General features: G+C 71.7%; 26 protein-coding genes. 17 read left to right on the forward strand and 9 right to left on the reverse strand.

What is annotated here, in order from left to right; translation table 11 throughout:
- Nucleotides 1-60: 60 nt before the first annotated feature.
- From cobT to V2J85_RS33740, 3 genes are all read right to left on the reverse strand, one after another.
- Nucleotides 61-1,107 (reverse strand): nicotinate-nucleotide--dimethylbenzimidazole phosphoribosyltransferase, encoded by a 1,047-nt coding sequence (gene cobT / locus V2J85_RS33730; protein ID WP_261951932.1) that lies wholly within the window; start codon nucleotides 1,105-1,107, stop codon nucleotides 61-63.
- Between the two features lie 10 nt (nucleotides 1,108-1,117).
- The gene (locus V2J85_RS33735) at nucleotides 1,118-1,744 is read right to left on the reverse strand and encodes a class I SAM-dependent methyltransferase (RefSeq protein WP_261951933.1); all 627 of its coding nucleotides are present in this window, start codon (nucleotides 1,742-1,744) and stop codon (nucleotides 1,118-1,120) included.
- Between the two features lie 62 nt (nucleotides 1,745-1,806).
- Entirely contained in the window at nucleotides 1,807-3,084 is a 1,278-nt protein-coding gene (locus tag V2J85_RS33740) for a bifunctional adenosylcobinamide kinase/adenosylcobinamide-phosphate guanylyltransferase (RefSeq protein ID WP_261951934.1), read from the reverse strand.
- A gap of 122 nt (nucleotides 3,085-3,206) precedes the next feature.
- On the opposite strand from V2J85_RS33740, the gene V2J85_RS33745 reads away from it, so the two are divergent.
- Nucleotides 3,207-3,422: a hypothetical protein gene (locus V2J85_RS33745; RefSeq protein WP_261951935.1), complete on the forward strand. Its 216-nt coding sequence runs from the start codon at nucleotides 3,207-3,209 to the stop codon at nucleotides 3,420-3,422.
- 84 nt (nucleotides 3,423-3,506) lie between these two features.
- Here the strand turns inward: V2J85_RS33745 and V2J85_RS33750 are convergent, their stop codons facing one another.
- Entirely contained in the window at nucleotides 3,507-4,103 is a 597-nt protein-coding gene (locus tag V2J85_RS33750; RefSeq protein ID WP_315975384.1) for a DUF3043 domain-containing protein, read from the reverse strand.
- Between the two features lie 283 nt (nucleotides 4,104-4,386).
- Between V2J85_RS33750 and V2J85_RS33755 the strand changes: the two genes are divergently transcribed.
- From V2J85_RS33755 to V2J85_RS33800, 10 genes are all read left to right on the forward strand, one after another.
- A complete protein-coding gene (locus V2J85_RS33755; RefSeq protein WP_410011157.1) occupies nucleotides 4,387-5,187 on the forward strand; it encodes a PspA/IM30 family protein in 801 nt (266 codons plus the stop codon).
- Between the two features lie 64 nt (nucleotides 5,188-5,251).
- Nucleotides 5,252-5,530 (forward strand): PspA-associated protein PspAA, encoded by a 279-nt coding sequence (pspAA, locus tag V2J85_RS33760; RefSeq protein WP_261951936.1) that lies wholly within the window; start codon nucleotides 5,252-5,254, stop codon nucleotides 5,528-5,530.
- A gap of 127 nt (nucleotides 5,531-5,657) precedes the next feature.
- Nucleotides 5,658-6,956 carry a sensor histidine kinase gene (locus V2J85_RS33765; RefSeq protein ID WP_330823692.1) on the forward strand — a complete coding sequence of 433 codons (1,299 nt, stop codon included), beginning with the start codon at nucleotides 5,658-5,660 and terminating at the stop codon, nucleotides 6,954-6,956.
- Entirely contained in the window at nucleotides 6,953-7,639 is a 687-nt protein-coding gene (locus V2J85_RS33770) for a response regulator (RefSeq protein ID WP_261951938.1), read from the forward strand. The genes V2J85_RS33765 and V2J85_RS33770 overlap by 4 nt, the downstream gene beginning before the upstream one ends.
- A 199-nt stretch (nucleotides 7,640-7,838) precedes the next feature.
- Entirely contained in the window at nucleotides 7,839-11,012 is a 3,174-nt protein-coding gene (locus tag V2J85_RS33775) for an efflux RND transporter permease subunit (RefSeq protein WP_330823693.1), read from the forward strand.
- A gap of 196 nt (nucleotides 11,013-11,208) precedes the next feature.
- Nucleotides 11,209-11,478: a hypothetical protein gene (locus V2J85_RS33780; protein WP_330823705.1), complete on the forward strand. Its 270-nt coding sequence runs from the start codon at nucleotides 11,209-11,211 to the stop codon at nucleotides 11,476-11,478.
- Complete coding sequence (locus tag V2J85_RS33785) at nucleotides 11,471-12,088, forward strand: DUF6879 family protein (protein ID WP_261951940.1); 618 nt, start codon at nucleotides 11,471-11,473, stop codon at nucleotides 12,086-12,088. The genes V2J85_RS33780 and V2J85_RS33785 overlap by 8 nt, the downstream gene beginning before the upstream one ends.
- Nucleotides 12,070-13,146, forward strand: a complete 1,077-nt coding sequence (locus V2J85_RS33790; RefSeq protein ID WP_330823694.1) for an NB-ARC domain-containing protein — start codon at nucleotides 12,070-12,072, stop codon at nucleotides 13,144-13,146. The genes V2J85_RS33785 and V2J85_RS33790 overlap by 19 nt, the downstream gene beginning before the upstream one ends.
- A 75-nt stretch (nucleotides 13,147-13,221) precedes the next feature.
- A complete protein-coding gene (locus V2J85_RS33795) occupies nucleotides 13,222-13,401 on the forward strand; it encodes a hypothetical protein (protein ID WP_330823695.1) in 180 nt (59 codons plus the stop codon).
- A gap of 81 nt (nucleotides 13,402-13,482) precedes the next feature.
- Nucleotides 13,483-14,472: a tetratricopeptide repeat protein gene (locus V2J85_RS33800; RefSeq protein ID WP_330823696.1), complete on the forward strand. Its 990-nt coding sequence runs from the start codon at nucleotides 13,483-13,485 to the stop codon at nucleotides 14,470-14,472.
- Here V2J85_RS33800 and V2J85_RS33805 read toward each other — a convergent pair.
- On the reverse strand, nucleotides 14,469-15,332 hold the full coding sequence (locus tag V2J85_RS33805; protein WP_261951942.1) for a methionyl-tRNA formyltransferase: 864 nt from the start codon (nucleotides 15,330-15,332) through the stop codon (nucleotides 14,469-14,471). The genes V2J85_RS33800 and V2J85_RS33805 overlap by 4 nt on opposite strands.
- A gap of 258 nt (nucleotides 15,333-15,590) precedes the next feature.
- Between V2J85_RS33805 and V2J85_RS33810 the strand changes: the two genes are divergently transcribed.
- Genes V2J85_RS33810 through V2J85_RS33820 form a run of 3 tightly spaced genes read left to right on the forward strand, consistent with a single transcriptional unit; the run spans nucleotide 15,591 to nucleotide 19,491 of the window.
- Nucleotides 15,591-16,355, forward strand: coding sequence for a hypothetical protein (locus V2J85_RS33810; RefSeq protein ID WP_330823697.1), 765 nt, complete (start codon nucleotides 15,591-15,593; stop codon nucleotides 16,353-16,355).
- On the forward strand, nucleotides 16,352-18,322 hold the full coding sequence (locus V2J85_RS33815) for a GMC family oxidoreductase (protein ID WP_330823698.1): 1,971 nt from the start codon (nucleotides 16,352-16,354) through the stop codon (nucleotides 18,320-18,322). Before V2J85_RS33810 ends, V2J85_RS33815 begins: the two co-directional genes overlap by 4 nt.
- Complete coding sequence (locus V2J85_RS33820) at nucleotides 18,319-19,491, forward strand: ferritin-like domain-containing protein (RefSeq protein WP_330823699.1); 1,173 nt, start codon at nucleotides 18,319-18,321, stop codon at nucleotides 19,489-19,491. The genes V2J85_RS33815 and V2J85_RS33820 overlap by 4 nt, the downstream gene beginning before the upstream one ends.
- Here V2J85_RS33820 and V2J85_RS33825 read toward each other — a convergent pair.
- Both V2J85_RS33825 and V2J85_RS33830 read right to left on the reverse strand, forming a co-directional pair.
- Nucleotides 19,488-19,703 carry a DUF397 domain-containing protein gene (locus tag V2J85_RS33825; RefSeq protein ID WP_330823700.1) on the reverse strand — a complete coding sequence of 72 codons (216 nt, stop codon included), beginning with the start codon at nucleotides 19,701-19,703 and terminating at the stop codon, nucleotides 19,488-19,490. The genes V2J85_RS33820 and V2J85_RS33825 overlap by 4 nt on opposite strands.
- Nucleotides 19,682-20,527 (reverse strand): helix-turn-helix domain-containing protein, encoded by an 846-nt coding sequence (locus tag V2J85_RS33830; RefSeq protein ID WP_261951947.1) that lies wholly within the window; start codon nucleotides 20,525-20,527, stop codon nucleotides 19,682-19,684. Before V2J85_RS33830 ends, V2J85_RS33825 begins: the two co-directional genes overlap by 22 nt.
- Before the next feature lie 129 nt (nucleotides 20,528-20,656).
- Here V2J85_RS33830 and V2J85_RS33835 point away from each other — a divergent pair, with 129 nt between their 5' ends.
- Nucleotides 20,657-20,908 (forward strand): hypothetical protein, encoded by a 252-nt coding sequence (locus V2J85_RS33835; protein WP_261951948.1) that lies wholly within the window; start codon nucleotides 20,657-20,659, stop codon nucleotides 20,906-20,908.
- A gap of 72 nt (nucleotides 20,909-20,980) precedes the next feature.
- On the forward strand, nucleotides 20,981-21,493 hold the full coding sequence (locus tag V2J85_RS33840; protein WP_261951949.1) for a hypothetical protein: 513 nt from the start codon (nucleotides 20,981-20,983) through the stop codon (nucleotides 21,491-21,493).
- Between the two features lie 36 nt (nucleotides 21,494-21,529).
- On the opposite strand, the gene nadA is transcribed toward V2J85_RS33840, so the two are convergent.
- On the reverse strand, nucleotides 21,530-22,717 hold the full coding sequence (nadA, locus tag V2J85_RS33845) for a quinolinate synthase NadA (RefSeq protein ID WP_261951950.1): 1,188 nt from the start codon (nucleotides 22,715-22,717) through the stop codon (nucleotides 21,530-21,532).
- A 288-nt stretch (nucleotides 22,718-23,005) separates the two neighbouring features.
- Between nadA and V2J85_RS33850 the strand changes: the two genes are divergently transcribed.
- Nucleotides 23,006-23,362, forward strand: a complete 357-nt coding sequence (locus tag V2J85_RS33850) for a HesB/IscA family protein (protein WP_069568125.1) — start codon at nucleotides 23,006-23,008, stop codon at nucleotides 23,360-23,362.
- A gap of 112 nt (nucleotides 23,363-23,474) precedes the next feature.
- Here the strand turns inward: V2J85_RS33850 and V2J85_RS33855 are convergent, their stop codons facing one another.
- The gene (locus tag V2J85_RS33855) at nucleotides 23,475-24,983 is read right to left on the reverse strand and encodes a hypothetical protein (protein ID WP_261951951.1); all 1,509 of its coding nucleotides are present in this window, start codon (nucleotides 24,981-24,983) and stop codon (nucleotides 23,475-23,477) included.
- Nucleotides 24,984-25,032: the final 49 nt, after the last annotated feature.

Genomic DNA, 25,032 nt, shown 5'->3' on the forward strand with positions numbered 1-25,032 from the left:
GTCGCCGGTGGTCCGGTACGGGCGGGAAGGAGCGCCGCCCCGGCCGGGGCGGCGCGCGCCTCAGTCGCGTACGGGAAGTTCTGCCGCCAGGGCCGCGGCCGCCTGCACCAGTGGCAGGGCCAGCAGCGCCCCCGTCCCCTCGCCTGCAGTGACGCCGTGGTCGAGCAGAGGGTTGAGCGCGATCCGGTCCAGCGCCTTGGCCTGCGCCGGCTCACCGCTGGCCTGACCCGCCAGCCACCAGTCCGGCGCCCGGAACGCCACCCGCTGCGCCACCAGCGCACAGGCCGCCGAGACCACCCCGTCCAGGATCACCGGCGTCCGGCGCACCGCGCTCTGCAGCAGGAACCCGGTGATCGCGGTCAGGTCCGCGCCGCCGACCGCGGCCAGCAGCTCCAGCTGGTCGCCGAGCACCGGCCGGGCCCGCCGCAGCGCGTCCCGGATCGCCGCGCACTTGCGCATCCACGCCAGGTCGTCGATCCGCGCCCCGCCGCGCCCGGTGACCACCGAGGCGTCGGTGCCGCACAGCGCGGCCACCAGGGTGCTCGCCGCGGTCGTGCCGCCGACGCTCAGATCGCCCAGCACCACCAGGTCCGTACCGGCGTCCGCCTCCTCGTCCGCGACCGCCATCCCGGCCCGGAACGCCGCCTCGGCCTCCTCGGCGGTCAGCGCGTCCTCGACGTCGATCCGGCCGCTGCCGCGCCGCACCCGGTGCCGGGTGACCTCCTCGGGCAGCTCCCCGGGGTCGCAGTCCACCGCCATGTCCACCACGCGCAGCTGCGCCCCGGCGCCCCGGGCCAGCACCGCGGCCGGGCTCGCGCCGTCCAGCACCGCCCGGACCAGGTCCTTCGTCCCGCCGGCCGGCCGGGCCGAGACGCCCAGCTCGGCCACCCCGTGATCGCCGGCGAACAGCACCAGCCGGGCCTGCCGGATCGGCCGCACCGGCACCTGCGCCTGCGCACCGGCCAGCCACTCGCCCAGCTCGTCGAGGCGGCCGAGCGCGCCCGGCGGTACGGCCAGCCGCGCCCGCCGCTCCTCGGCGTCACGGCGCACCCCGCCATCGGGGCGCTCGATCAGATGGGCGAAGTCATCGAGGTTCAGGGCGCTCATTGGGCGCAGATTACCGGCAATGCGTTCGGCGTGCGGCGGGGTTGCGGCCGCCGTCGCCGGCCCCGCTCCCGCCCCGCCGCGGCCGCTCGCCCTCCGGTACGGCAGCGGGCCCGGCCGCGAAGCGGACCTCGTACACCCGTGGCCGCAGTGCCCGCGGGACCGGCAGCCCCCGCCGCCGTGCCGACGGCCGGCACACATGCCCCGGTACCAGGCCCGGACGGCCCGCGACCAGGGCGGCCGCGCGCCGCGGCAGCGCGTCGAAGACCAGCGCACCGCCGGGGAACCGCGCCGCGCACACCGCCAGCAGCGCCCGCCCGGCCGGCAGCGGCAGCCGCCGCAGCACCCCCGCCGCGATGACCACGACCCCGCGGGCCGTCCCGGGCACCGCGCCCGGCCACTCCCGGCCGGCCGGCTCCCGGGCGAGGGTGTGCCGCCGGGCGGTGTCCGGCAGCAGCATCCGGCGCACCGCGGCGGCCTCCTCCGGCAGCACCGACAACCAGCGCAGCCGGCCGTTGTCCAGCCGCCAGAAGCCGGTGCCGAGCCCCTCGTCCAGCGCGACCACGGTCGCCTCCGGGCGCTCGGCCAGATAGGCGCGCACGGCCGCGTCGACGCACTCGGTCAGCCCGTATCCGGTCACGCATCAAGAGCACCCGGCGGCGCGCCCCCGGGCAAGCGGACACGGGCGCGGCCGGGCCCGTGTCATCCGCGCAGCGCAAGCGCCTGGCCCGCGACGACCAGCAGCACCTGCTCGCACTCCGCGCCGAACGACGCGTTCAGCCGCCCCAGTTCGTCCCGGAACCGGCGGCCCGCCGCGGTCGCCGGCACCACCCCCGAGCCGACCTCGTTGCTGACCGCCACCACCGGCCGCCGCGTCGCCCGCACCGCCGCCACCAGCGCGTCGGTCCGCTCCCGCAGCGCCTTCCGGCCGCCGCCCTCCCAGGTCTCGTCGTCCCACGCCCCGACCTCGTCCATCACGTGCGTCAGCCACAGCGCCAGACAGTCGATGAGCAGCGGTGAACCCACCGGCCGGTCCGCCGCGTCCGCACCGCCGTCCGGCCCGTCCGCCGCCAGCAACGGGACCAGGTCGCAGGTCTCGACGGTCCGCCAGCTGCTGGGCCGCCGCTCCCGGTGCAGCGAGACCCGCGCCGCCCAGTCCGCGTCGCCGTCCCGGCTGCCGCCGGTGGCCACGTACAGCACGTCCGGGAACGCCGCCAGCCGCCGCTCCGCCTCCACCGACTTCCCGCTGCGCGCCCCGCCCAGCACCAGCGTCCGGCGCGGCAGGTCCGGCACCGCGTGGTACTCGCCGACCACCAGCGCACTGCCGTCCGGCACCGCCCGCGCGCCCACCGCCGCCAGCCTGCGGTGCAGTTCGGGCCCCGGCGGCACGTCGTGGTCGAGGTGCACCGCGACCACGTCCGTCGCCGCGTCCACCGCCCCGCTCGCCCGCAGCCGCGCCAGCGCGTCCGGCCGCCCCAGGACGTCGAGCAGCACCAGGTCGTACGGGCCGTTGCCGCCGGCGCCGTCGTAGCCGCCGCCGGCGACCCCGTTCCCGTCCACCAGTCCGGCCGGTGCCGCACCCGGCGGCAGATACAACAGCCGCTCGCCGGCCGGCCCGGAGATCTCGTACGCGGTGCCCGGGATGTCCACCGCCAGGGCCCGGATCCGGTGCCCGTCGAGCAGTGCCAGTTCCCGGCCGTCGGCGACCCGGCCCGGGGTCGGCAGCCCGGCCGGCACCTCCATCGCCGGCCCCTCGTGCGGATGCGACAGCAGCACCTGCCGTACGCCGGCCAGCGACTGCCCGGCGCGGGCGGCCGCGAAGGCCGGACCCGGCGTCAGATCGATCAGCAGCGCGCCGTCGACCAGCAGCGCGGTCGCCGCCCGCGCCTCGTCGCCGACGGCGGTCGCACAGGCGGCACACGGGCAGCCGGGGCGCGGCAGCCCCAGCGGGGCCCCGGTGCCGAGGAGAGTCACATCCACACCGCGAGTTTCTCGCGTCCGCTCCCGGTGAGCGCGGCGGGGGCGGACTCGACACGGCCGTTAGGCTCTCGATCAGCACGGAAGCACGACTTCACGTACCCGGTGGGATCCAGGAGGCGGACATGGCGTGGACGTGGCGTTTCGAGAAGGCGGACGGTGCGGAGGCGGTCCCCGCCGTGGAGCCGGAGGAGTTCACGACGCAGGGCGACGCGGAGTCCTGGATCGGCGAGGAGTGGAAGGCCCTCCTCGAAGGCGGCGTCGACCAGGTCCGTCTCTTCGAGGACGGCCAGGAGGTCTACGCGGCCCCGATGAGCCTGCACGCGGCCGAGGAGGACTGAGCGGCCCGCCCGCACAGCACGCCCGGAACAGCACGAAGGGCCGGACCCGCCCCCCGGCGGACCCGGCCCTTCGTCATGCCGCGCTTACGGCCGCTGGCCCCGCTTGACCTGCGGCTTGGGCAGCCGCAGCCGCCGCATCTGGAGCGTGCGCATGACCGCGTAGGCCTTCACGCCCTTGAGGTTCTCGTTCGGGAACTTCTCCTGCAGCCGCTTGCTCAGGCGGAACCAGATCAGGATCGAGTCCAGCACGATCAGCACGATGATCACGAGCCACAGCAGCAGCGCGATGCTCTGGATCGACGGCACCCGGATCATGGTCAGCACCAGGATCACCACCGCCATCGGCAGGAAGAACTCCGCGACGCACCAGCGCGAGTCGACGTAGTCCCGGGCGAACCGGCGCACCGGTCCCTTGTCCCGCACCGGGAGGTACCGCTCGTCGCCGTTGGCCAGCGCCTCGCGCTGCCGGGCGAGATCGGCACGGCGGGCCTCACGCTGGGCCTTCGCCGCGTCCTTGCGGTTGGTGGGGGTGTGCGCACGGGCCCGGCGCTGCGACTGGGAGTCGCTGCGCTTGGGCGTCGGGCGGCCCTTGGGGGCCTGCGGGTCGCGGGGCTGCTGGGGCTGGTCCGCGGTCACCTTGGCGGTCGCGGCCTGCTCATCCTTCGAACGGCTTCGGAACACAACACCCAAGAGTACGTGGTCGCCGCCCGGGGACCAGGGGCCGACGGGCACGATCCGGCAACGGGACCCCCGGAAGGCCGCCGGCGGCCCCCGTCCGGCGACGCCCCGCAACCCCTTCCCTACTCCTTGCGCGGGAGGAAAGGCCGTCCCGATCGTCCTGGAGGAGGAGCGCATCCGGGCGCGAACAGTGCGGTAATGGAACCAGGGCCCGTACTGTGGGGTCTGTAGATGTGCTGGAGCCTAAGCCCGATGCAAGTCGGTCAGAAGGGGGCGCGCGAGGCCCATGAGCGATGGTGTCATGAAGCGGATGGGGATGATCTTCCGCGCGAAGGCCAACAAGGCCCTGGACCGGGCCGAAGACCCGCGCGAGACCCTCGACTACTCGTACCAGAAGCAGCTGGAGCTGCTGCAGAAGGTACGCCGCGGCGTCGCCGACGTGGCGACCTCCCGCAAGCGCCTGGAGCTGCAGCTCAACCAGCTCCAGGGCCAGTCCGCCAAGCTGGAGGACCAGGGCCGCAAGGCGCTGGCGCTCGGCCGTGAGGACCTGGCCCGCGAGGCGCTGACCCGGCGCAGCGCGCTGCAGCAGCAGGTCACGGACCTGGAGACGCAGCACCAGACGCTGCAGGGTGAGGAGGAGAAGCTCACGCTCGCCGCGCAGCGGCTGCAGGCCAAGGTCGACGCCTTCCGCACGAAGAAGGAGACGATCAAGGCCACGTACACGGCGGCCCAGGCGCAGACCCGGATCGGTGAGGCGTTCTCCGGCATCTCCGAGGAGATGGGCGACGTCGGTCTGGCCATCCAGCGCGCGGAGGACAAGACCGCGCAGCTGCAGGCCCGGGCCGGCGCGATCGACGAGCTGATGGCGTCCGGCGCGCTGGACGACCCGTCCGGCATGGCCAAGGACGACATCACCGCCGAGCTGGACCGGCTCTCCGGCGGCAGCGACGTCGAGTTGGAACTGCAGCGGATGAAGGCCGAGCTGGCGGGCGGCTCGTCGGCCGGCCAGCAGGCCATCGAGAGCGGTCAGAACGGCCAGGGCCGGCCTGCCCCGCAGCAGGACCAGCCGCGTTTCGACAAGCAGTGACGACCGGCGGCGGTTAGCCTCGCAGGGATCGCGAGACCGTCGGAGCGGACCAAGGGAGACCGTCGTGATCGTACGGATCATGGGGGAGGGCCAGGTGAAGCTGGACGATGCCCACTTCATCGAGCTCAACAAGCTGGACGACGAACTGCTCGAAGAGATGGAGAGCGGCGACGAGGCCGGCTTCCGGCGCACGCTCGGCGCTCTCCTGGACGCGGTGCGCCGTATGGGCACCCCGCTCCCCGACGATTCCCTCGAACCGTCCCAGCTGATCCTGCCGTCCCCCGACGCCACGCTCGCCGAGGTCCGGGAGATGCTCAGCGACGACGGCCTGATCCCGGGCTGAGCCCGCCCGCGGACGGCCACCCGGCCGTCCGCGCCCGCGCGGCCGGCCGCCACCGGCCGCCCCTCTCCAGTGCACCGGCACCCGGCGCCCCGGTCCCTCGCGGACCGGGGCGCTACCGTTTGCTGTTGTGAGCCTCCTCGACCCCCGCCCGGACGCGGCCCGCGCCGGCCGCTTCGCCTGGTACCGGACGCATCCGTTCGCGTTCGACGCCGCCCTGGCGGTGGCCGTCTTCGCCTGCATCCTGTTCGGCGCGGTGGCCGACCCGCACCGCCTCCACGGACCGCGCATCGCCCCCGACGAGCTGACCACCACCACCGTGGTGCTGGCCGCGCTGGCCTGCGCCCCGCTCGTACTGCGCCGCCGGCTGCCGCGTTCGGTCCTGGCCGCCACCGGCACCCTCACCCTCGTCGAACTGGTCGCCAGCGCGAGCAGTCCGCGCGCCCCGGTGGCGGTCGCCGCGGTGATCGCCCTCTACACCGTCGCCTCGCGCACCGACCGCCCCACGACCTGGCGGATCGGCGCCCTCACCGTCGTCGTCCTGACCGCCTCCGCGATGCTCTACGGCCCGCGCCCCTGGTACGCCCAGGAGAATCTGGGGATCTTCGCCTGGACCGGTATGGCGGCCGCCGCGGGTGACGCGGTCCGCAGCCGCCGCGCCTTCGTCGACGCCATCCGGGAACGGGCCGAACGGGCCGAGCGCACCCGCGAGGAGGAGGCCCGCCGCCGGGTCGCCGAGGAGCGGCTGCGCATCGCCCGGGAGCTGCACGACGTCGTCGCCCACCACATCGCCCTGGTCAACGTCCAGGCCGGGGTCGCCTCGCACGTCATGGACAACCGCCCCGACCAGGCCAAGCAGGCCCTCGCGCACGTCCGCGAGGCGTCCCGTTCGGCGCTGGAGGAACTCCGCGCCACGGTCGGCCTGTTGCGGCAGTCCGACGACCCGAAGGCGCCGACCGAGCCCGCGCCGGGCCTCGGCGTGCTCGACCAGCTCGTCGACGGGTTCGTCCGCGCCGGGCTCCCGGTGGACCTGGAGGTGCCCGAGGCGCCCGGTCCGCTGCCCGCCTCCGTCGACCTCACCGCCTACCGCGTGGTCCAGGAGGCGCTCACCAACGTCCACAAGCACGCCGGGGAGGGCGCCCGCGCCACCATCCGGATCGCGTACCACGCCTCCGCGCTGACCGTGACCGTCCTCGACGACGGCGCGGGCCAGGCCGGGGTGCCGCGCCAGCGGGCCGATCGGTCCGGTCCGCCGCCCGGCGGCACCGACGGGCCGGAGGAGAACGGCGGCGGCCACGGCCTGATCGGGATGCGCGAGCGGGTCTACGCGCTGGGCGGCACGATCGTGACCGGCCCGCGCGCGGCCGGCGGCTTCCAGGTGCGGGTCACCCTTCCACTGCAGACCGTCCGTACGGGGGAGACGACATGACGATCAAGGTGCTGCTCGCCGACGACCAGGCGCTGCTGCGCAGCGCGTTCCGCGTGCTGGTGGATTCCGAACCGGACATGCGCGTGGTGGGGGAGGCCTCCGACGGTGCGCAGGCGTACGAACTGACCAAGGCCGAGCGCCCGGACGTCGTCCTGATGGACATCCGGATGCCCGGCGTGGACGGGCTGGCCGCCACCCGCATGATCAGCGAGGACCCGGACCTCACCGACGTCCGGGTGGTCATCCTGACCACCTTCGAGGTCGACGACTACGTGGTCCAGTCGCTGCGCAACGGCGCCAGCGGCTTCCTCGGCAAGGGCGCCGAACCGGACGAGATGCTCGGCGCGATCCGGATCGCGGCGGGCGGTGAGGCGCTGCTGTCGCCCGCGGCGACCAAGGGCCTGATCGCCAAGTTCCTCGCCCAGGGCAGCGGTCCGGGCGACGACGGGCCCGACGGCGCGGGCGCGGAGCGGCTGGCGACGCTCACCGGCCGGGAGCGCGAGGTGCTCGTCCTGGTGGCCGGCGGACTGTCCAACGACGAGATCGGCGAACAGCTCGCGGTCAGCCCGCTCACGGTCAAGACGCACGTCAACCGCGCGATGGCCAAGCTCGGGGCGCGCGACCGCGCCCAGCTGGTCGTCATCGCCTACGAATCGGGCCTCGTACGCCCACGGGTGCAGTAGAGGTGGAGCGGCCCGTACTCCGAACGCGGTACGGGCCCGGGACGGAAACCGACCTGCGAGCGAGGAAAACCGGCCTGGTCATGGCCGAAGGTGTAAGTGGGCCCGCACCGGGCCCCTGCCGTCGGGCCTGATGAGGGCGCCTGCCCGCCCCCGGCCCCGCCGACCGTCCCGCCTTCAGAACAGAAGAGAGACCCCACCCATGTCCTGGCTGTCCCGGCTCAGCCTCGTACAACGGGGCCTGATAGCGCTGATGTCGATCGTCGCGATCGCCTTCGGCGCCATCGCGATACCCCAGCTCAAGCAGCAGCTCCTGCCCTCCATCGAACTCCCGATGGTCTCCGTGCTCGCGCCGTACCAGGGCGCCTCGCCCGATGTCGTCGAGAAGCAGGTGATCGAGCCGCTGGAGGACGGTGTCCAGGCGGTCGACGGCATCAAGAGCGTCACCTCGACGTCCAGCGAGGGCTCGGGCGTCATCATGGCCCAGTTCGACTACGGCAATGACTCCAAGCGCCTGGTCGCCGACGTCCAGCAGGCCGTCAACCGGGCCCGGGCCAAGCTGCCCAAGGACGTCGACCCGCAGGTGGTGGCCGGCTCGACGGACGACATCCCCACCGTCGTCCTCGCCGTCTCCTCCTCGACGAAGGACCAGCAGACCCTCGCCGACCAGCTCAACCGCGGCGTCGTCCCGGACCTGAAGAACATCGACGGGGTCAGCCAGGTCACCGTCAGCGGCGTCCAGGACCGGGTCGTCGCGGTCACCCCCGACGACAAGAAGCTCGCCGCCGCCGGGCTGACCGCGCAGGCGCTCGGCCAGGCGCTGGAGGCCGGCGGCACGTCCGTGCCGGCCGGTTCGTTCGCCGAGCACGGCCAGAGCAAGACCGTCCAGGTCGGCACCGGCTTCACCTCCGTCGCGCAGATCAAGGACCTGACCGTCCCGCCGGCCGCGGGGGCCGGTGGGGCCGCGGGCGGCCCGTCCGCGGGCAAGGCGGTCCGGCTCGGCGACGTCGCCACCGTCAAGGAGGAGCCGGCCGCGCCGACCTCCCTCACCCGCACCAACGGCAAGCCCAGCCTCGCCGTCATGGTGACGATGGACCAGGACGGCAGCGCGGTCGCGATCTCCGACGCGGTCAAGGACAAGCTCCCCAAGATCCGTCAGGACCTCGGCAAGGGCGCCGCCGTCACGGTCGTCTCCGACCAGGGCCCGGCGGTCTCCAAGTCCATCGAGTCGCTGACCACCGAGGGCATGCTCGGCCTGGCCATGGCCGTCATCGTCATCCTGGTCTTCCTGCTCAGCCTGCGCTCGACGCTGGTCACCGCGGTCTCCATCCCGCTCTCGGTCGTCATCACCCTGATCGTGCTGTGGACCGGTGACCTGTCCCTGAACATGCTCACCCTCGGCGCGCTCACCATCGCGATCGGCCGGGTCGTCGACGACTCCATCGTCGTCCTGGAGAACATCAAGCGGCACCTGGGCTACGGCGAGGAGCGCCGCGAGGCCATCCTCTCCGCCGTCAAGGAGGTCTCCGGCGCGATCACCTCCTCGACCCTCACCACGGTCGCGGTGTTCCTCCCGATCGGCGTGGTCGGCGGCATGGTCGGCGCGCTCTTCGGCTCGTTCTCGCTGACCGTCACCGTCGCCCTGCTCTCCTCGCTGATCGTCTCCCTCACGGTCGTGCCGGTCCTGTCGTACTGGTTCCTGCGCGCCCCGCAGATCCCCGAGGGCACCACCGCGGACGAACTGCGCCGCCAGGCCGAGGAGAAGGAGACCCGCAGCGCCCTGCAGCGCCTCTACGTCCCGGTCCTGCGCTTCGCCACCCGCCGCCGGGTCACCAGCCTGGTCATCGCGGTCGTCGTGCTCATCGGCACGTTCGCCATGGGCCCCCTGCTGAAGACCAACTTCTTCGACCAGGGCGACCAGGACACCCTGACCGTCAAGCAGGAGCTCAAGCCCGGCACCAGCCTCGGTGCGTCCGACGCCCAGGCGAAGAAGGTCGAGAAGCTGCTCGCGGCCGACGACGACATCGCCGACTACCAGGTCACCGTCGGCTCCTCCGGTTTCATGGCGGCCTTCGGCGGCGGCACCGGCGCCAACCAGGCGTCCTACCAGGTCAAGCTGAAGGACTCGGAGGATTCCGGCAAGGTCACCGACCACCTGCGCGCGGAGCTCGACAAGCTCGGCCCGGCCATCGGCGACACCACGATCACCGCGGGCGGCGGCTTCGGCAACCAGGACCTCAGCGTGGTCGTGAAGGCCGCCGACGCAGGCGTGCTGAAGAAGGCCAGCGAGCAGGTCCGCAAGGCCGTCGCCGGGCTCGACCACGTCATGGACGTCCAGAGCGACCTCGCGCAGAGCGTGCCGCGGATCTCCGTCACGCCCAACGCCAAGGCCGCCGCCGCCGGTTACAACCAGACCACGCTCGGCGGCGCCGTCGCCCAGGCGGTCCGCGGTACCACCACCGGCACGGCCGTCCTGGACAACACCGAGCGGGACATCGTCATCAAGGCGGCCCACCCGGCCACCACCGAGGCCCAGTTGAAGAAGCTGGCGATCCCGACCCCGGCCGGCCCGGCCCGGCTCGGCACCCTCGCCACCGTCAAGACCGTGCCCGGACCGGTCCAGATGACCCGGATCGACGGTGCCCGCTCGGCGACCATCACCGCCAAGCCGACCGGTGACAACACCGGCGCGGTCAGCGCCAAGCTGCAGACCGAGATCAACGGCCTGAAGCTGCCGGACGGCGCCACCGCCACCATCGGCGGCGTCTCCCAGGACCAGTCCGACGCGTTCTCCTCGCTCGGCCTGGCCATGCTGGCCGCCATCGCCATCGTCTTCATGCTGCTGGTCGGCACCTTCCGGTCGCTGATCCAGCCGCTGATCCTGCTGGTCTCCATCCCGTTCGCGGCCACCGGCGCGGTCGGCCTGCTCATCGCCACCGGCACCCCGCTGGGCGTCCCGGCGATGATCGGCATGCTGATGCTGATCGGCATCGTGGTCACCAACGCCATCGTGCTGATCGACCTGATCAACCAGTACCGGGCCCAGGGCTACGGCGTCGTCGAGGCGGTCATCGAGGGCGGCCGGCACCGGCTCCGCCCGATCCTGATGACCGCCCTGGCCACGATCATGGCGCTGCTGCCGATGGCCGCGTCCATCACCGGTGACGGCGGCTTCATCTCCCAGCCGCTGGCCGTGGTCGTGATCGGCGGTCTGATCAGCTCCACCCTGCTCACCCTCCTCCTCGTCCCGACGCTCTACGCGATGATCGAACTCCGCAAGGAGCGGCGGGCGAAGAAGAAGGCCGCCAAGCGGGCCGAGAAGTCCGGCACGCCCACCGAGCAGAACGAGCCCACCCCGGAGCCCGCGGGCGTCTGACCGCCCTTCGGCCTCCGACCGAGCCCCCGCAGCCGCACTCCGGCCGCGGGGGCTCCGTATGTCAGCTGCCCTCCCCGTATGGCGCAATCGCGCGCTACGGCCGGTAGCGCACCGTGTCCAATTCAATTCACTGGGTGCTATCCTCGGCGGCCTCAGGTACCTGAGGCATCGTCAAGTGACAAAGCTGGGAGGCAAGATGGGGAAAAGGTGGGTGGCCGAACCCTCGGCGTCCTTAATGCGGCGGCTCGGCAAGTCGTCGCATGAACTGGGCCAGACATCCGGAAATTCCAGCTGTCCTGACATCTGGGAGTTGGACAACGGCGACGTCGCCGTCATCGGGACCGATCTGACCGCGTCGTATGAGGGACGGCTGCCCGACGGCGTGAGTGTCGACCCCGGTGAGCGGTTGGTCATCATCCCCAGGGCGACCATCATCGCGGCCAAGGTGGACATCCCGGATGAGTAGTCCGCTCGGAGGAGCGATCGGCGAGCGCATGCCGCTGGACGCCTACTACGCCGACTTCGAGCAGCACTTCTGGCAGAGCGCTGACCTGGGCTTTTGGAAGCTGGAGCGGCAGCAGACCTTCCAGGAGCCCGGCTACGACAGCTGGGAGGCGTTCGCGCGCGGCGACTGGGGCGAGTCTCTGCGTCTGCTGGAAGCGGGTCGGGCCGAGATGGACGGCTACCACCGCAAGGTGGACCGGCACGGCTTCGTCGCTCGCCGGGTCAGAGTGGTCGAAGAGCCCCTGAGCCACTATTTGCAATGGGAACTTCACGCTTTGCGTATCCGAAGCGAGTGCGGGGGCCCGACGCGTATCGTCAGAGCCGACCAGGTCTCGCAATTCGAGTCGGAGGCTCCGCTTCCGGAGATCTACACCCTCGGGTCACACGTCATGTATCAGGCGGTCTACGACGACCAGGGAATTCTGGAGTCTGCCCGCAAATTCGTCGACCCCGAGCTCATTTTGCACTGCCAGAAGTTCATCCAGGGCCTCTACGAGGTGGGCGAACCCCTGGAGGACTGGTTCGGCGACCACGTGGCACCACTGCCGCCCCCGTGCCGCACCTCGGTATGAGTGACGCTGCCGCGCACTCCAACAGGTTCGAAGGCTCGGCATCGGCGCACGGCGTCGTCCAGGCTCGGGACGTCCATGGCGGGGTCCATCTCCATCAGCACGTCCCCGATACCCCGGCCATAGTGCCCCACCAACTCCTCGGAGGGACACGTCACTTCGTCAACCGCTCGCGCGAGCTGAGCTCCCTGGGCCGGCTCGTCGCGGACGCTCGCAGCACGCCCGCCGTGCTGCCGTTGGCGGTCATCACCGGAACTGCCGGGGTGGGCAAGACATCCCTCGCCCTGCACTGGGCGCACACCATTCGGCCGCACTACCCGGGCGGCGAGCTGTACGCCAATCTGCGCGGCTACGCCGTCGACTCGCCGGTGGCGCCCGAGAAGGTACTGGGGCGCTTCCTCGAGGACCTCGGCGTACCCGCCGCGCTGGTGCCGGTGGAACGGGAGCGCCGGGAGTCGATGTTCCGCTCGTTGCTCGCGGACCGACGCATGTTGATCATCCTCGACAACGCCATGGACAGCGGGCAGGTCCGCCCGCTGCTTCCCGGAAGCGCAGCCTGCCTGACGGTGGTGACCAGCAGGGATGATCTGTCCGGCCTGGTCGCGCAGCAGGGTGCGTTGCGCGTGCGGCTGGAGACCTTTCCGGCGGCGGATGCCATCACGCTGCTGCGCACCGCCACCGCCGACTACCGAGGCCGGGACCGGCGCGCCGACCTGGCGGAACTCGCCGGCTTGTGCGCACGGCTACCGCTGGCCCTGAGAATCGCCGCCGAACGGGCCGCCAGTTGGCCGTCGATGCCCTTGAGCGAGCTGATCGACGACCTGCGCGACGAGTCGGCACTATGGAATGTCCTGACAGCCGACGAGAAGGGCGGCCCCGAGGCGATGCGCAGCGTTTTCGAGTGGTCGTACCGGGCGTTGCCCGCGCCGGCCGCTCGCCTCTTCCGCATCCTTGGCCTCCACCCCGGAAACGAGTTCGGCCTGCCCGCCGTTGCCGGGATGGCGGGCGTCGAACCGTCCGAAGCACGCGCGCGGCTGGACACCTTGGTGAGCGCCCATTAGCTGGAGCGACGCCCGGCCGGCCGCTACGAATTCCATGACCTCCTGCGGGCCTACGCGGCCGACCAGGCCCGGAAGGTGGAGAGCGAATCCGAGCGGAAGGCGATCCTCGAACGCTGCCTCACGTGGTATCTCCATGCCGCCGACGCGGCGCAGAGCGTCATCGCCCCGTTCGACCGCTATCACCTCGACGACCGGTTTCCGGCCCCCGACCCACAGCTCCGCTTCGACCGGTACGAGCCGGCCTTCCAGTGGTAGCGGACGGAGAGCGGCAACCTCGTCACGGCGGTCCGGGTCGCCGCCGAATCGGGCTTTCCGGGCCTCGCATGGCGCCTCGCCGTGGTACTGCGCGCCGTCTATATGCACCACAACGCGTTCGACGACTGGGCCGTGACGGCCCGCATCGCCGTGGACGCCGCGGTGCGGGCGGGAGAGCTCGACGGACAGGCCGAGGCGCTGGAAAGCCTGGGCAAGTCGGCCTTCCAAGCGCTACGGCTCGACGAGGCCAGGGACTGCCACCGCTCCGCGCTCGCCATCCGTCGGCAACTCGGTGATCGACGGGGCACCGCAGTCTCCGTCAACGCGCTGGGGCTGCTCGGTCTCCGCCTTCGCCGGCTGGACGAGGCCCGCGCGCATTTCGAGGACAGCGGGGCGATCTTCCGCGAGCTGGGCGATCGCCGCTGGACGGCCCTGCTCCACAGCAATCTCGCGGAGTCCCTGTGCGAACTCGGCCGGTATGACGACGCGGTGCGGATCCTCGAAGCTGCGCTGGCGGACTTCCGTGCCCTCGGCGACCGGGGCAGCGAGGGAAATGCCCTGTTTCTGCTGTGCTGGGCCCGGCGCGGTACGGACGATCTGGAGGCGGCCGGGCAGGCGATCGGGGCCGCACTGGCGATCGCCGGCACCGAGGACAACCAGGTGTGGCGAGGACACTGGCTGATGGAGTCGGCAAGGCTCGAACTGGCGCGCCGTAACCCGGAGGTCTCGCTGCGCCTGTGCCGCGAGTCCGCTGCCATCCAGCGGAAGCTCGGCGACCGAGCCCGGGAGGCCCTCGCGCAGGACGGCGCGGGCGAGGCGTGCCAGGCACTGGGACGACATGAGGAGGCGGTGGAGCTGCACCGGCGGGCCGTTGCCCTGCACCGCGGCCTCGATGGCCGTTGGCAGCTCGCCTGTGCTCTGCACAACCTGGCTGATGCGCTTGACGCGCGGGGCGAGCACGAGGAGGCGCGTGCCGCCGGGGAAGAGGCCCGGGGACTGCTCAGCGCATTCGATGATCCGGGGGCCGCCGCACGGTCGCGCCGCCTGGACCGGCTGATGCAGCGCGGTTAGTCGTTCCGTTCTTCCCGGCCGTTGGATTCCACGAGCTCCGAGGCGGTGATCCACAGTGGGCCGTCGCCGCAATCGAGGCGCCAGCCGTCGGCAGGGGTGAGACTGGTACGCAGGATTCTTCGGCGGTTGCCCTCGATGAGGGCCACCGGCGCCGCCTGAGGCCCCATGAAGCGACATGTCCGCACCTGATGATGGATCTCGCTCGCCGGCTTCGTGGTGTCGAGTCGGAAGAACTCGGGCTCCATCAGGCCGGCATAGCTGACGCCGGCCGTGGCCTGGGGCTCACCGGCTTCCGGGTCTCGCACACGGCACAGCGCACGACGGACCACCGCACGCAACGCCGGGGCGAGACCGTCCCACAGCCGGCCGGGAGTGACGTCGTCCGGAAGCGGGACACCGGCCTGCTGCGCCAGAATGGGGCCGGCGTCGAACTTCTCGTTCATACGGTGGACGGTCACGCCCAGCTCGGCATCGCCGTTCCGGATGGCCCACAACACCGGTGCCGGCCCCCGGTACTTGGGCAGCAGCGAACAGTGGACGTTGATCACTCCGTATCGCGGGATGCTCAGCACGGAGCGAGGCAGGCGCCACGAGAATCCGTAGCAGACGACGAGGTCGAGGTGGTATCCCCGCAGGGCGGCCCCCAGCCCTTCGGAGCTTCCCGGCAGCAGCAGGTCGACTCCCTCGGGCAGGGCGGCGGTGATCCGGCGCGCGGCACGAGCCGCCTCGTCGTCCGTGGCCGTTCTGGGCCGCAGGGAGCGGGAGTAGGCGTACACGAGGGGGGCGTGCCCCGCTTCGACGCAGGTCTCGTGGAGCGTGGCGAACTCCTCCGGGCCGAAGGAGAGTAAGCCGATGCGCATGCCGTTCTCCATGCCGTTGAGCTTAGTTGGGCGGGGGTGACGAAGAGCCGCAATCACCTGCAATCGGTGCGAGTTGTCAGGCCGCACCCCCAGCCCCCCAGTGCGCCCCCGGCCGTGCGCCGGGGGCGTCTCGGTCGCCAACTGACCTTCCGTCATACGCCTTTCAGTGGTTTATGGCCGCATGTCCGCATGCGCGGCCCGGGCGTGAGAAGCATGGCCACCGGTATATGCCGCATATGCCGCTCCGGGAGGAGAACGATGACCGTCCCCGCATCGGCCGCCGACGACGAGCCGCACGACCTGCCCGAAGGCGCTCCAGGCCCGCTCGCCACCCAACTCCCCGACGAACTCACCGACTTCATCACCCACTGCGTCCCGCTCACCGGCTTCGCCGCGTTCGACCTGCACGCCACCGGCACGGCCCGCCTCTACCTCGACACCGCCCGCCGACAGGTCGGCGAGGACCGCTTCGCCGCGTTCTGGACCGCCTGGAAACGTGCCCTCGCGGAAGGCCACGGCCCCGAGGCGCTCACCCCCACCCACCGCGAGGTGGCCCGGGCCCTGATCTACCTCTGGTACACCGGCGCCTGGCCCCGCCTCGCCCCGGCCGCGCACGCCGATCTCCGCCGGGAGAGCGCCAACACCGAGTTCGTCCCCGCCCCCAGCGCCTACGTGGAGGGCCTGGTCTGGCGTACCTTCCACGGCCACCCGGCAGGCGCCAAACCGCCGGGCTTCGGCACCTGGGCGGTCCGCCCGCCCGACCCGCCCGGCGTCGCGGAGCTCCGCGACCGCCTCGGCCTCGCGGACGTCCCCTACCGCACCGGCCTGGCCGGCGAGGTCCCCCCGGAGGACATCCCCGCCCATCTGCTCCCCGGCCAGCGCCTCAGCCGCGCCGTCCCGCCGTCCGCCGTCCCCACCGCCGCGGCCGCCCCTGAGGCCACGGGCACCCCGGAGGCCCCCGTCACCCCGGAGGCCCCCGCTGCCCCTGAGACCCCCGCCACCCCTGAGGAGGGCACGTCATGACCGAGACCGTCTCCGCGGAGGGCGCCGCCCGCCGCCGCTACGACGCGATCATCGTCGGCGGCGGCTGGGCCGGCTCCGTCCTCGCCAAGCGCCTGGGCGCCCAGGGCTGGCAGGTCCTCGTCCTGGAGGCCGGCAACGGCGGCACCGAGACCTGGCCCGGCTACCTCGACTCGCTGTCCACCTTCTACTCGGCCGTGGCCAAGGTCCCCAACGCCGCCTACCGCCCCAACAAGGCCGCCCCCTCCCCGAACGTCCTCGACCTCGCCCCGGTGCGCGACCCGCAAGCCGGCGAGCCGGAGTTCATCGCCAACGGCTACTTCGTCCAGGACGGCCAACTCCCTTACGGCACCGACTACTTGCGGGAGCTGGGCGGCGCCGCCATGCACTGGCTCGGCGCCGTCCCCCGGATGCTCCCGGACGACTTCGCCACCCGCAGCACCTACTCCTACGGCCTGGACTGGCCGCTCACCGCCGAGGACCTCCAGCCCTGGTACGCCGAGGCCGAGGGGGAACTGGGCGTCGCCGGCCACGCCCAGGAGCAGAAGGAGCTCGGCGTGGTCACCGACCCCGCCTACGAGTACCCGATGCACCACATCCCGCAGAGCTACATCGACCAGTACTGCGACCACCGCCTGGGGGACGCGGTCATCGACGACACGGTCGCCCAACTCCCGTACACCCTGCGGACGTTCGGCCTGCCCCAGGCCCGAAATTCCACACCCAACCCCGCCTACCGTGCCCCGTACCGCATCCAGGGCGCCGTCGGCCTGCCCAACTACGGCGAGCGCTGCGTGGGCAACGCCAGCTGCGTCCCCATCTGTCCGGTCCAGGCCAAATCCCACCCGCTGCGCCTCCAGGCCGCCTGGCCGCCCTCCGTCACCCTGGCCACCCGGTGCGTGGTCACCCGCGTCCGGGCCACCTCGACCGGCACCGTGACCGGTGTGGAGTACCGCACCTACACCGACCCCGCCTCCCCGGTCAGCCGCTCCTACCTGGCCGAGGCGGACGTGGTGGTGCTCGCCGCGCACGCCATCGAGAACGCCCGGCTGCTGCTGTTCTCCGGCCTCGCCAACACCAGCGGGCAGGTCGGCCGCAACCTGATGGACCACCCCACGCTCCTCAACTGGGCGCTCGCCCCCGAGGCCGGCGGACCGGTCGGACCGTTCCGCGGCCCCGGCCACACCTCCGGCTGGGAGGTCTTCCGCGGCGGCCCCGGGCGCCGCGCCCGCGCCCCGTTCCGCATCGAGATCGGCAACTGGGGCTGGGGCTGGGCCACCGGCGCCCCCATGAGCAACGTCGCCACCGCGCTCGGCATCGGCGGCGACAAGGACGGCAACGTCCGGCCGGACGGCGTCTTCGGCCCCGAACTGCGCCGGCTGCTCGGCAGCTCCATCGGCCGCCAGCTGCAACTGCAGATCGCCGTCGAGCAGTCCGCCGACCCCGGCAACCGCGTCACCATCGACCCCGCCCGCCACCGCGACGCGATGGGCAACCCCCGCCCGATCCTCACCTACAACCTCGACGAGCACGTACGGACCGGCCTGTTCGCCGCCCGCCTCGTCGCCCGGAAGATCTTCGCGCGGCTCGGCGCCACCGACTACACCGACCACGCCCCGCACGACGGCGTACCGCCGCTCGGCCACTTCGTCCACACGGTCGACGAGCAGACCCTGGACCTCGCCTACAGCGGCGCCGGCCACGGAGCCGGCACCCACATCATGGGCACCGACCCCAAGTCGTCCGTGGTGAACGCCGACCAGCGCACCCACGACCACCCCAACCTCTACGCCATCGGCTGCGGCAGCATGCCGTCGATCGGCACCAGCAACCCCACGCTCACGATGATGGCGCTGGCCCTGCGCAGCGCCGCGCAGATCCACCGCGACCTCGCCGCCGCCCGCCGCCCGGTGACCGTCCGGCCCGCCGCGGAACCGGCGAATCCGGAGAAGGAGAAGGTGACCGCGTGATCACCGCACTCGCCCTGGACGCCCAGGGGTTCGGCATCCCCCAGGACCTCCCGGCCCTGCGCCGCTACCTCCAGGCGGCCCTGGAGGTGGAGCACCTCACCATCCCGGTCTACATGACCGGCATGTACTCGATCGTCTCCGGCACCAACCGCCCCGCCTACTTCACCATCCGCAGCGTCCTGCTGGAGGAGATGCTCCATATGACGCTGGCCGCCAACCTGCTCAACGCGGTCGGCGGCACACCGGACGTCGGCCACTCCCAGTTCGTCGCGAAGTACCCCGCCAAACTGCCCTTCAGCAGCGACCGGCTGCCCCTCATCGGCCTCCAGCACTTCTCGCCCGCCGCCCTGAAGACGTTCCTCACCATCGAAACGCCCCGCAAGCTGGCCCCCAAGCCGAAGCCGGGCGACGGCTGGACGTCGATCGGCCAGTTCTACGACTGCATCCGCCAGGGCCTTGAGCACCTGGTGAAGGAACAGGGCGAGGCGGCCGTCTTCACCGGCGCCGCCGCCCGCCAGGTCGGCCCGGACGACTTCTACAACTCCGGCGGCGAGGTCTTCGCCGTCCACGACCTGCAATCGGCACAATTGGCGATCCGGGTGATCAGCGACCAGGGCGAGGGCACCGACGGCACGATCTGGGACAGCGACGACCTGATCTTCGGCGAACAGCGCCAGCTGGCCCACTACTTCCGCTTCAACGAGATCTACACGGCCCGCAGTTACGGCCCCCACGACACCCCCGCCGACCCGCCCAGCGGCCCCCTGATCGACGTCACCTGGGACGACGCGTACCCGATCCACGGCGACTCGAAGATCGCCGACTACCGGAAGTACGCGGCGACCAGCGCGGTCTACGAGCAGGCGGTCGCCTTCAACACCCGTTACGCGGCGCTGCTGCGCTACCTCCACACGGCGTTCAACGGCACCCCGCGCGCGATGGCCCTCGCGATCCCCACGATGCTGGAACTCCGCGACCGCTCCGAGCAGCTGTACCGCAACCCGCACCCCGACCCGAAGCTGGCCGCCCGGGGCCTCTACGCCAGCCCCACCTTCGAACTGGAGCCGTCGCAGTTCGACACGGTCAGTCCCACGGTCGAGCAGAACCTACGGCTGGCCGGCCTGCAGCCCGGCCAGCCGATCGACCTCTCACCCGTCCCGTCCCACTAACCGCCCAGGGACGGCCCGTCCTTGACCATCCCGACGAACGCGGCCCACGCGGCCCCGCTGACGAATATGGCGGGGCCGCCGGGGTTCTTGCTGTCCCGGACGGGGATGAGGCCGGGGATGTTGTCGGCGATTTCGATGCAGTCCCCGGCGGCGTTGTTGCTGTAGCTGCTCTTGCGCCAGGTGGCGGTGCTCAGTTCGGCGCTGCTTCGCATTCCTCGTACCCCTTCATCGCATGCCGGATCAGGTCTCCTGAGTCCTGTGGCGAAAGAGCGTACGCCCGGAGCGCGTCGTAGCTCGCCCAGCGCTGGTTCACCTCCGTCGGATCCTCCATCAGGTGGCCGCGGGCCCGGTACTCGTCGTACGCCACGACCTTTCCGCCCGGCAGCCTGAGGAGCAGCGTCGGGCCGTCCATCAACTCGTATCCGCCGTGCACGAACGGGAGCACCTGAATCTTGGTGGTCGGCGTATCGACCAGCGGCAACAGGGCCTTGAGCTGGTCGCGCATGACCTGAGTGCCACCCACCGGCCGGTAGAGGATGGCCTCATCGAGAATGGCCCAATAGCGCGGAGGGTTGGGGGAGCGCAGACGCTCCTGGCGGCCGAGGCGAACCTGTACGCGTTCCTCGATCAGGTCCGGTGCCACTCCGGCGGGCTGGCTCAGCAGGGTACGGGCGTACTCCGCGGTCTGCAGGAGTCCGGGCATGATGAGCGTCGCGAAGGTTTCGATGACCACCGCCTCCGCTTCGAGTTCCATGAGGCGGCGGAACTGGTCCGGATGTGCCTCTCGCCTGGCCAGCTGGTAGAGCCCGTGGAAGTGCTTGTCCGTACCGAACGCCGCGTCCAGGGCGCTCGGTAGCTCAGGCGGCGGCAGCAACTCCGCCGTCTCCACCCGCCCCAGCGTGCTCTTGCTGAAGTTGACGATCTCCGCCAGCTGCACCAGGGACAGCTTGGCCAGGTCCCGGTGCCTGCGCTGCTCCGAGCCGAAGTAGTGCCGGGCGGACAGGTACGGGGTCAGTTCCTTCGGCGTGAACTTCATGGCGTCTCGTCTCTCGGTCGTCCCACGCTCAACAGGTAGACGCAGAGCCCCTGTTGAGACCACGTCTCCCACGGCAACGATGGCAATACACACCGTAATCAGCCGGCCAATTCAACGAAAGTAGGTCATATGTTCGATGGTTCGCCGTGGCGGCTGTTGCCGTGGACGGGGCCGGACGGTCAGCCCTGCTATCTGCACACGGACAACCCGGAGAGCCGGCTGTCGATGCTGGCCGACGACGTCGAGGAGCAAATGCTCGCCGCCGCCGAGCTGCTGCTCGACGAGGTCACCGCGGAATCCCGGGTGCTCCGGCTCGCGCTGCGGGACGTCGTCCGGATTGCCGTGAGCCGGGGCGACCGGCTCGCGGAATACGAGGAGTGACGGGAATGCGGCCCTGAGTAATGGTATGAAAAGAGGGTAAAGCGACCTCAGAACGCGAAAGGCAGGTAGCCCGTGCTCTCCGCACCGACCGGCAAGGCCGCCCTCGTGCCCGCCGCCGGGCTCGCCTGTGCGCTCGCCTTCGCGCTGGTGGACCCCGCGGTCGCCCCCCGCGCCGTCGCTGTGCCCGCCGCGGCCCACCCGGCGGCCAGTCCGACGCCCAGCCCGACGGCCAGCCCGCCCGATGGGACGCTCGCCGGCGTCCGGGTGGCGATCACCGGCGGGCTCTTCACCGCCAGCCTCGGGATCATCTGGACGACCGGGCACCCCGTCTACGGGCACTCCTGCGCGGCGGCCGGCGGTGCCCCCACGCCGTTCACCGCGCTGGTCGACGCCGAGGACGAGTACCACTTCGGCCTGGTGGCGCACTGGGACGCCACCGCGAAGGACTTCGTCGTCGACAACATCCACGGGGACGTCGCCAACGGGAAGAAGTGGACCGCGTACGTCAACGACACCAAGATCACGACCGGTCCCTGCGCCACCGCGATCAAGGACACGGACAAGGTCAAGTGGTCCCTGGAGTAGCCGAAGGGGGCCGGGCGTACACCCGGCCCGCCGCCACTACGGAAGCGCCAGCATCCGCTCCAGCGCCAGCTTCGCGAAGCTCTCGGTCTCCTTGTCGACCTGGATGCGGTTGACGACCTTGCCGGCCGCCAGCGACTCCAGGGCCCACACCAGGTGGGGGAGGTCGATGCGGTTCATCGTCGAGCAGAAGCAGACCGTCTTGTCGAGGAAGACGATCTCCTTGTCCTCGGAGGCGAAACGGTTCGCCAGCCTGCGGACCAGGTTCAGCTCCGTGCCGATGGCCCACTTCGAGCCGCGCGGGGCGGCCTCCAGCGCCTTGATGATGTACTCCGTCGAGCCGACGTAGTCCGCCGCCGCCACGACCTCGTGCTTGCACTCGGGGTGGACCAGCACGTTCACGCCGGGGATGCGCGCGCGCACGTCGTTGACCGAGTCGAGCGAGAACCGGCCGTGCACCGAGCAGTGGCCGCGCCACAGGATCATCTTCGCGTCCCGCAGCTGCTCGACGGTCAGGCCGCCGTTCGGCTTGTGCGGGTTGTAGACCACGCAGTCGTCCAGGGACATGCCCATGTCCCGGACGGCGGTGTTCCGGCCCAGGTGCTGGTCGGGCAGGAAGAGGACCTTCTCGCCCTGTTCGAAGGCCCAGTCCAGCGCTCGCTTGGCGTTGGAGGAGGTGCAGATCGTGCCGCCGTGCTTGCCGGTGAACGCCTTGATGTCGGCGGAGGAGTTCATGTACGAGACCGGCACGACCTGCTCGGCGATGCCGGCCTCGGTGAGCACGTCCCAGCACTCGGCGACCTGCTCGGCGGTCGCCATGTCGGCCATCGAGCAGCCCGCGGCCAGGTCGGGGAGGATGACCTGCTGGTCGTCGCCGGTGAGGATGTCGGCCGACTCGGCCATGAAGTGCACACCGCAGAAGACGATGTACTCGGCGTCCGGCCGGGCGGCGGCGTCCCGCGCGAGCTTGAAGGAGTCGCCGGTCACATCGGCGAACTCGATGACCTCGTCGCGCTGGTAGTGGTGCCCGAGGACGAAGACCTTGTCCCCGAGCTTCGCCTTGGCCGCGCGGGCGCGCTCGACGAGGTCGGGGTCCGACGGGGCCGGCAGATCACCGGGGCACTCCACGCCGCGCTCGCTCTTCGGGTCGGCCTCGCGGCCGAGGAGGAGCAGCGCGAGCGGGGTCGGCTGGACGTCCAGGGGCTGGGCGGTGGTCACGACACGCACCCTCTCTTCTCTGCAGACAGCTCTGAGGCACGCGCCTATTCGCGGGTGCATGCCTTTTCGTCTATTTGACGCTATCTATCATAGCTGCTTCACGTCACTTTGACGATGGCCATAGTGTCGATGTGACGCATCAGCACCCCGCCGTGTGCGGTACGCCACCGGTTCCCGGCGGCCGGTGTGCGAGCATGAGAAGAGATAACGCCCAGCCGGAATGAATTCCGGGGCGTCGCCGGTTGCAGCTTGTGGCATCCGATGACAAGCGGTCCGTACAACCCGGGAGAGATGTAGATGAGCGTGCAGGACGAGAAGACCACCGTCAGCGACGGCATCATCCTGTCCGACGCGGCCGCGTCGAAGGTCAAGAGCCTGCTGGAGCAGGAGGGCCGGGACGACCTCGCGCTGCGGGTGGCCGTTCAGCCCGGTGGCTGCTCCGGTCTGCGCTACCAGCTCTTCTTCGACGAGCGTTCGCTCGACGGCGACGTCGTGAAGGACTTCGGCGGCGTCAAGGTCGTCACGGACCGGATGAGCGCCCCCTACCTGGGCGGCGCCTCCATCGACTTCGTCGACACCATCGAGAAGCAGGGCTTCACGATCGACAACCCGAACGCCACGGGCTCCTGCGCCTGCGGCGACTCCTTCAGCTGATCCCCAGCTGAGGAGCACCGGGCAGTAGCGCGCGAAGGCGGCGTCCCCTCGGGGGCGCCGCCTTCGCGCTGCTCTTCCCTCATCCGGCCGGACCGACCCCGGCCGGTCGCCGTCACCGCTTCGGCACGGACTCACCGGTCGACACGTCGATCACCTTCCGGCCGTCCAGCGGCTTCTGCAGCTCCACGGTCTTGGTGAACTCCCGGGCGATCTTCACGCAGATCTGCCCCGGCTTCTTGTCCCGGCCGATGACCTTGGTCTTCACGGTGGTGGCCGACTCGTCGACGGTCACCGAGTAGACGCTGCACACCCCGCCCCAGAAGTGCACGGTCAGCTTCCGGCCGCCGTCCCCGACGTCGTACGACTCCAGCGCCATCACGCCCGGCTTCCCGGACGGCGGCTTGGGGGTGGGCTCCTTGTGGGCCACGTACTTCGGGTCCACGGCCGGGTGGGTCACCGTCGTCGTGGTGGCGTCCGGGCCGTTTCCGGTGCCCGGCTGGCGGACCTTGAACAGCCACGACGGCACCAGCGCCTGGCCGCCGTCCACGTACTGCACCGCGAGCCCGAAGACCGCGCCGGTCACCTCAGCCGGCTGCTGGCCCTTGGTCGGCGCCGGCTCGCAGGGCGCGATCTGGTCGCCCTTGTCGTCCGAGCCGCCCTTGCGGCCGGGCGTCGAGGGGCAGGGGGCGGGCTTGCGGCCGTCGCCCGAGTTCAGCCGCGCGAGCGTCTTGTCCGCATTCAGCACGGGGTACACCGCGCCCTTGACCGGCTTCGCCAACTGCCCGCTGCCGCCGACCACTTGACCGTCCGAGCCGACCTGCAGATCACTCTGCCAGCCGTACGTCGGCAGCCCGCCGAGCACCGGGTTCGCGGTGACGATCCGCACCGCGCCGGACAGCCCGCTCGCGTCGACCGCGGCGTCCTCCTGGCCGAGCGCCGTCAGCACCGGCCGCACCGCCCGCTTCGCCTTCTCCGCCGACACCGCGCCCGCGCCGCTGCCGTCGTCCCGGGTCGCGCTGTCCTCGCCGCCGCGGTACGACGGGCAGCCGGGCCGGCTCGACGGCCCGCCGCCGCCCGGCCGGTCCTGGCCGGTGTGGCCCTTGGGGGAGGCGGGCAGCGCGCAGTTCGTACCGCCCGGCGTGCCGTACTTGGAGAACGTCCAGGAACCCGAGCCGGTCTTGTTCACCTGCAGGATCGGCCCACGGGCGTCCGGGGTGACCTCGCCGACCTTCCAGGTGCTGCCCTCCGACCTGACCTTTCCGGCCACATCCAGCACCTTCGCCAGCCGTTCCACGGTCTCCCGGGAGACCTCGCCCTTCGGGCGGTACACCGGGGCGGAGCCCGGACCGCCGGGCAGCTTCGCCACGGCCTTGTACTTCGCCCCCTGCGGGTTGGGCTCACCGGCCGCTATGGAGCCGCCCGAATAGCCGTCGAGCGCCAGCGGTGGCGGATTGCCGTGCCCGGAGCCCGGCCCGGAGCCGTCGCCGGACGCGGACGAGGCCCAGTACGCCGCGCCGCCCCCGGCCAGCAGCACCGCGGCGGCCATCGAGGCCACCACGAGCCGGGTGCGGCGGGTGCGCTCCTCGGGGTGGGTGGTGTCAGGGGTGTCCTCGGCGTTCACCGCATCGCTCCTTCAGCTCCGCTGAACTTCTGACCTGCCTGCCCGCCTC

The organism is Streptomyces bugieae, assembly GCF_036352915.1.
GTDB classification, from domain to species: Bacteria; Actinomycetota; Actinomycetes; order Streptomycetales; family Streptomycetaceae; genus Streptomyces; species Streptomyces endophytica.

Coding starts and splice junctions, on each gene's coding strand:
- cobT (WP_261951932.1), bottom strand. CDS start 1,107: ATGAGCGCCCTGAACCTCGATGACTTCGCCCATCTGATCGAGCGCCCC.
- V2J85_RS33745 (WP_261951935.1), top strand. CDS start 3,207: ATGGCGTGGACGTGGCGTTTCGAGAAGGCGGACGGTGCGGAGGCGGTC.
- V2J85_RS33755 (WP_410011157.1), top strand. CDS start 4,387: ATGAGCGATGGTGTCATGAAGCGGATGGGGATGATCTTCCGCGCGAAG.
- V2J85_RS33770 (WP_261951938.1), top strand. CDS start 6,953: ATGACGATCAAGGTGCTGCTCGCCGACGACCAGGCGCTGCTGCGCAGC.
- V2J85_RS33775 (WP_330823693.1), top strand. CDS start 7,839: ATGTCCTGGCTGTCCCGGCTCAGCCTCGTACAACGGGGCCTGATAGCG.
- V2J85_RS33780 (WP_330823705.1), top strand. CDS start 11,209: ATGGGGAAAAGGTGGGTGGCCGAACCCTCGGCGTCCTTAATGCGGCGG.
- V2J85_RS33785 (WP_261951940.1), top strand. CDS start 11,471: ATGAGTAGTCCGCTCGGAGGAGCGATCGGCGAGCGCATGCCGCTGGAC.
- V2J85_RS33805 (WP_261951942.1), bottom strand. CDS start 15,332: ATGCGCATCGGCTTACTCTCCTTCGGCCCGGAGGAGTTCGCCACGCTC.
- V2J85_RS33810 (WP_330823697.1), top strand. CDS start 15,591: ATGACCGTCCCCGCATCGGCCGCCGACGACGAGCCGCACGACCTGCCC.
- V2J85_RS33815 (WP_330823698.1), top strand. CDS start 16,352: ATGACCGAGACCGTCTCCGCGGAGGGCGCCGCCCGCCGCCGCTACGAC.
- V2J85_RS33825 (WP_330823700.1), bottom strand. CDS start 19,703: ATGCGAAGCAGCGCCGAACTGAGCACCGCCACCTGGCGCAAGAGCAGC.
- V2J85_RS33830 (WP_261951947.1), bottom strand. CDS start 20,527: ATGAAGTTCACGCCGAAGGAACTGACCCCGTACCTGTCCGCCCGGCAC.
- V2J85_RS33835 (WP_261951948.1), top strand. CDS start 20,657: ATGTTCGATGGTTCGCCGTGGCGGCTGTTGCCGTGGACGGGGCCGGAC.
- V2J85_RS33850 (WP_069568125.1), top strand. CDS start 23,006: ATGAGCGTGCAGGACGAGAAGACCACCGTCAGCGACGGCATCATCCTG.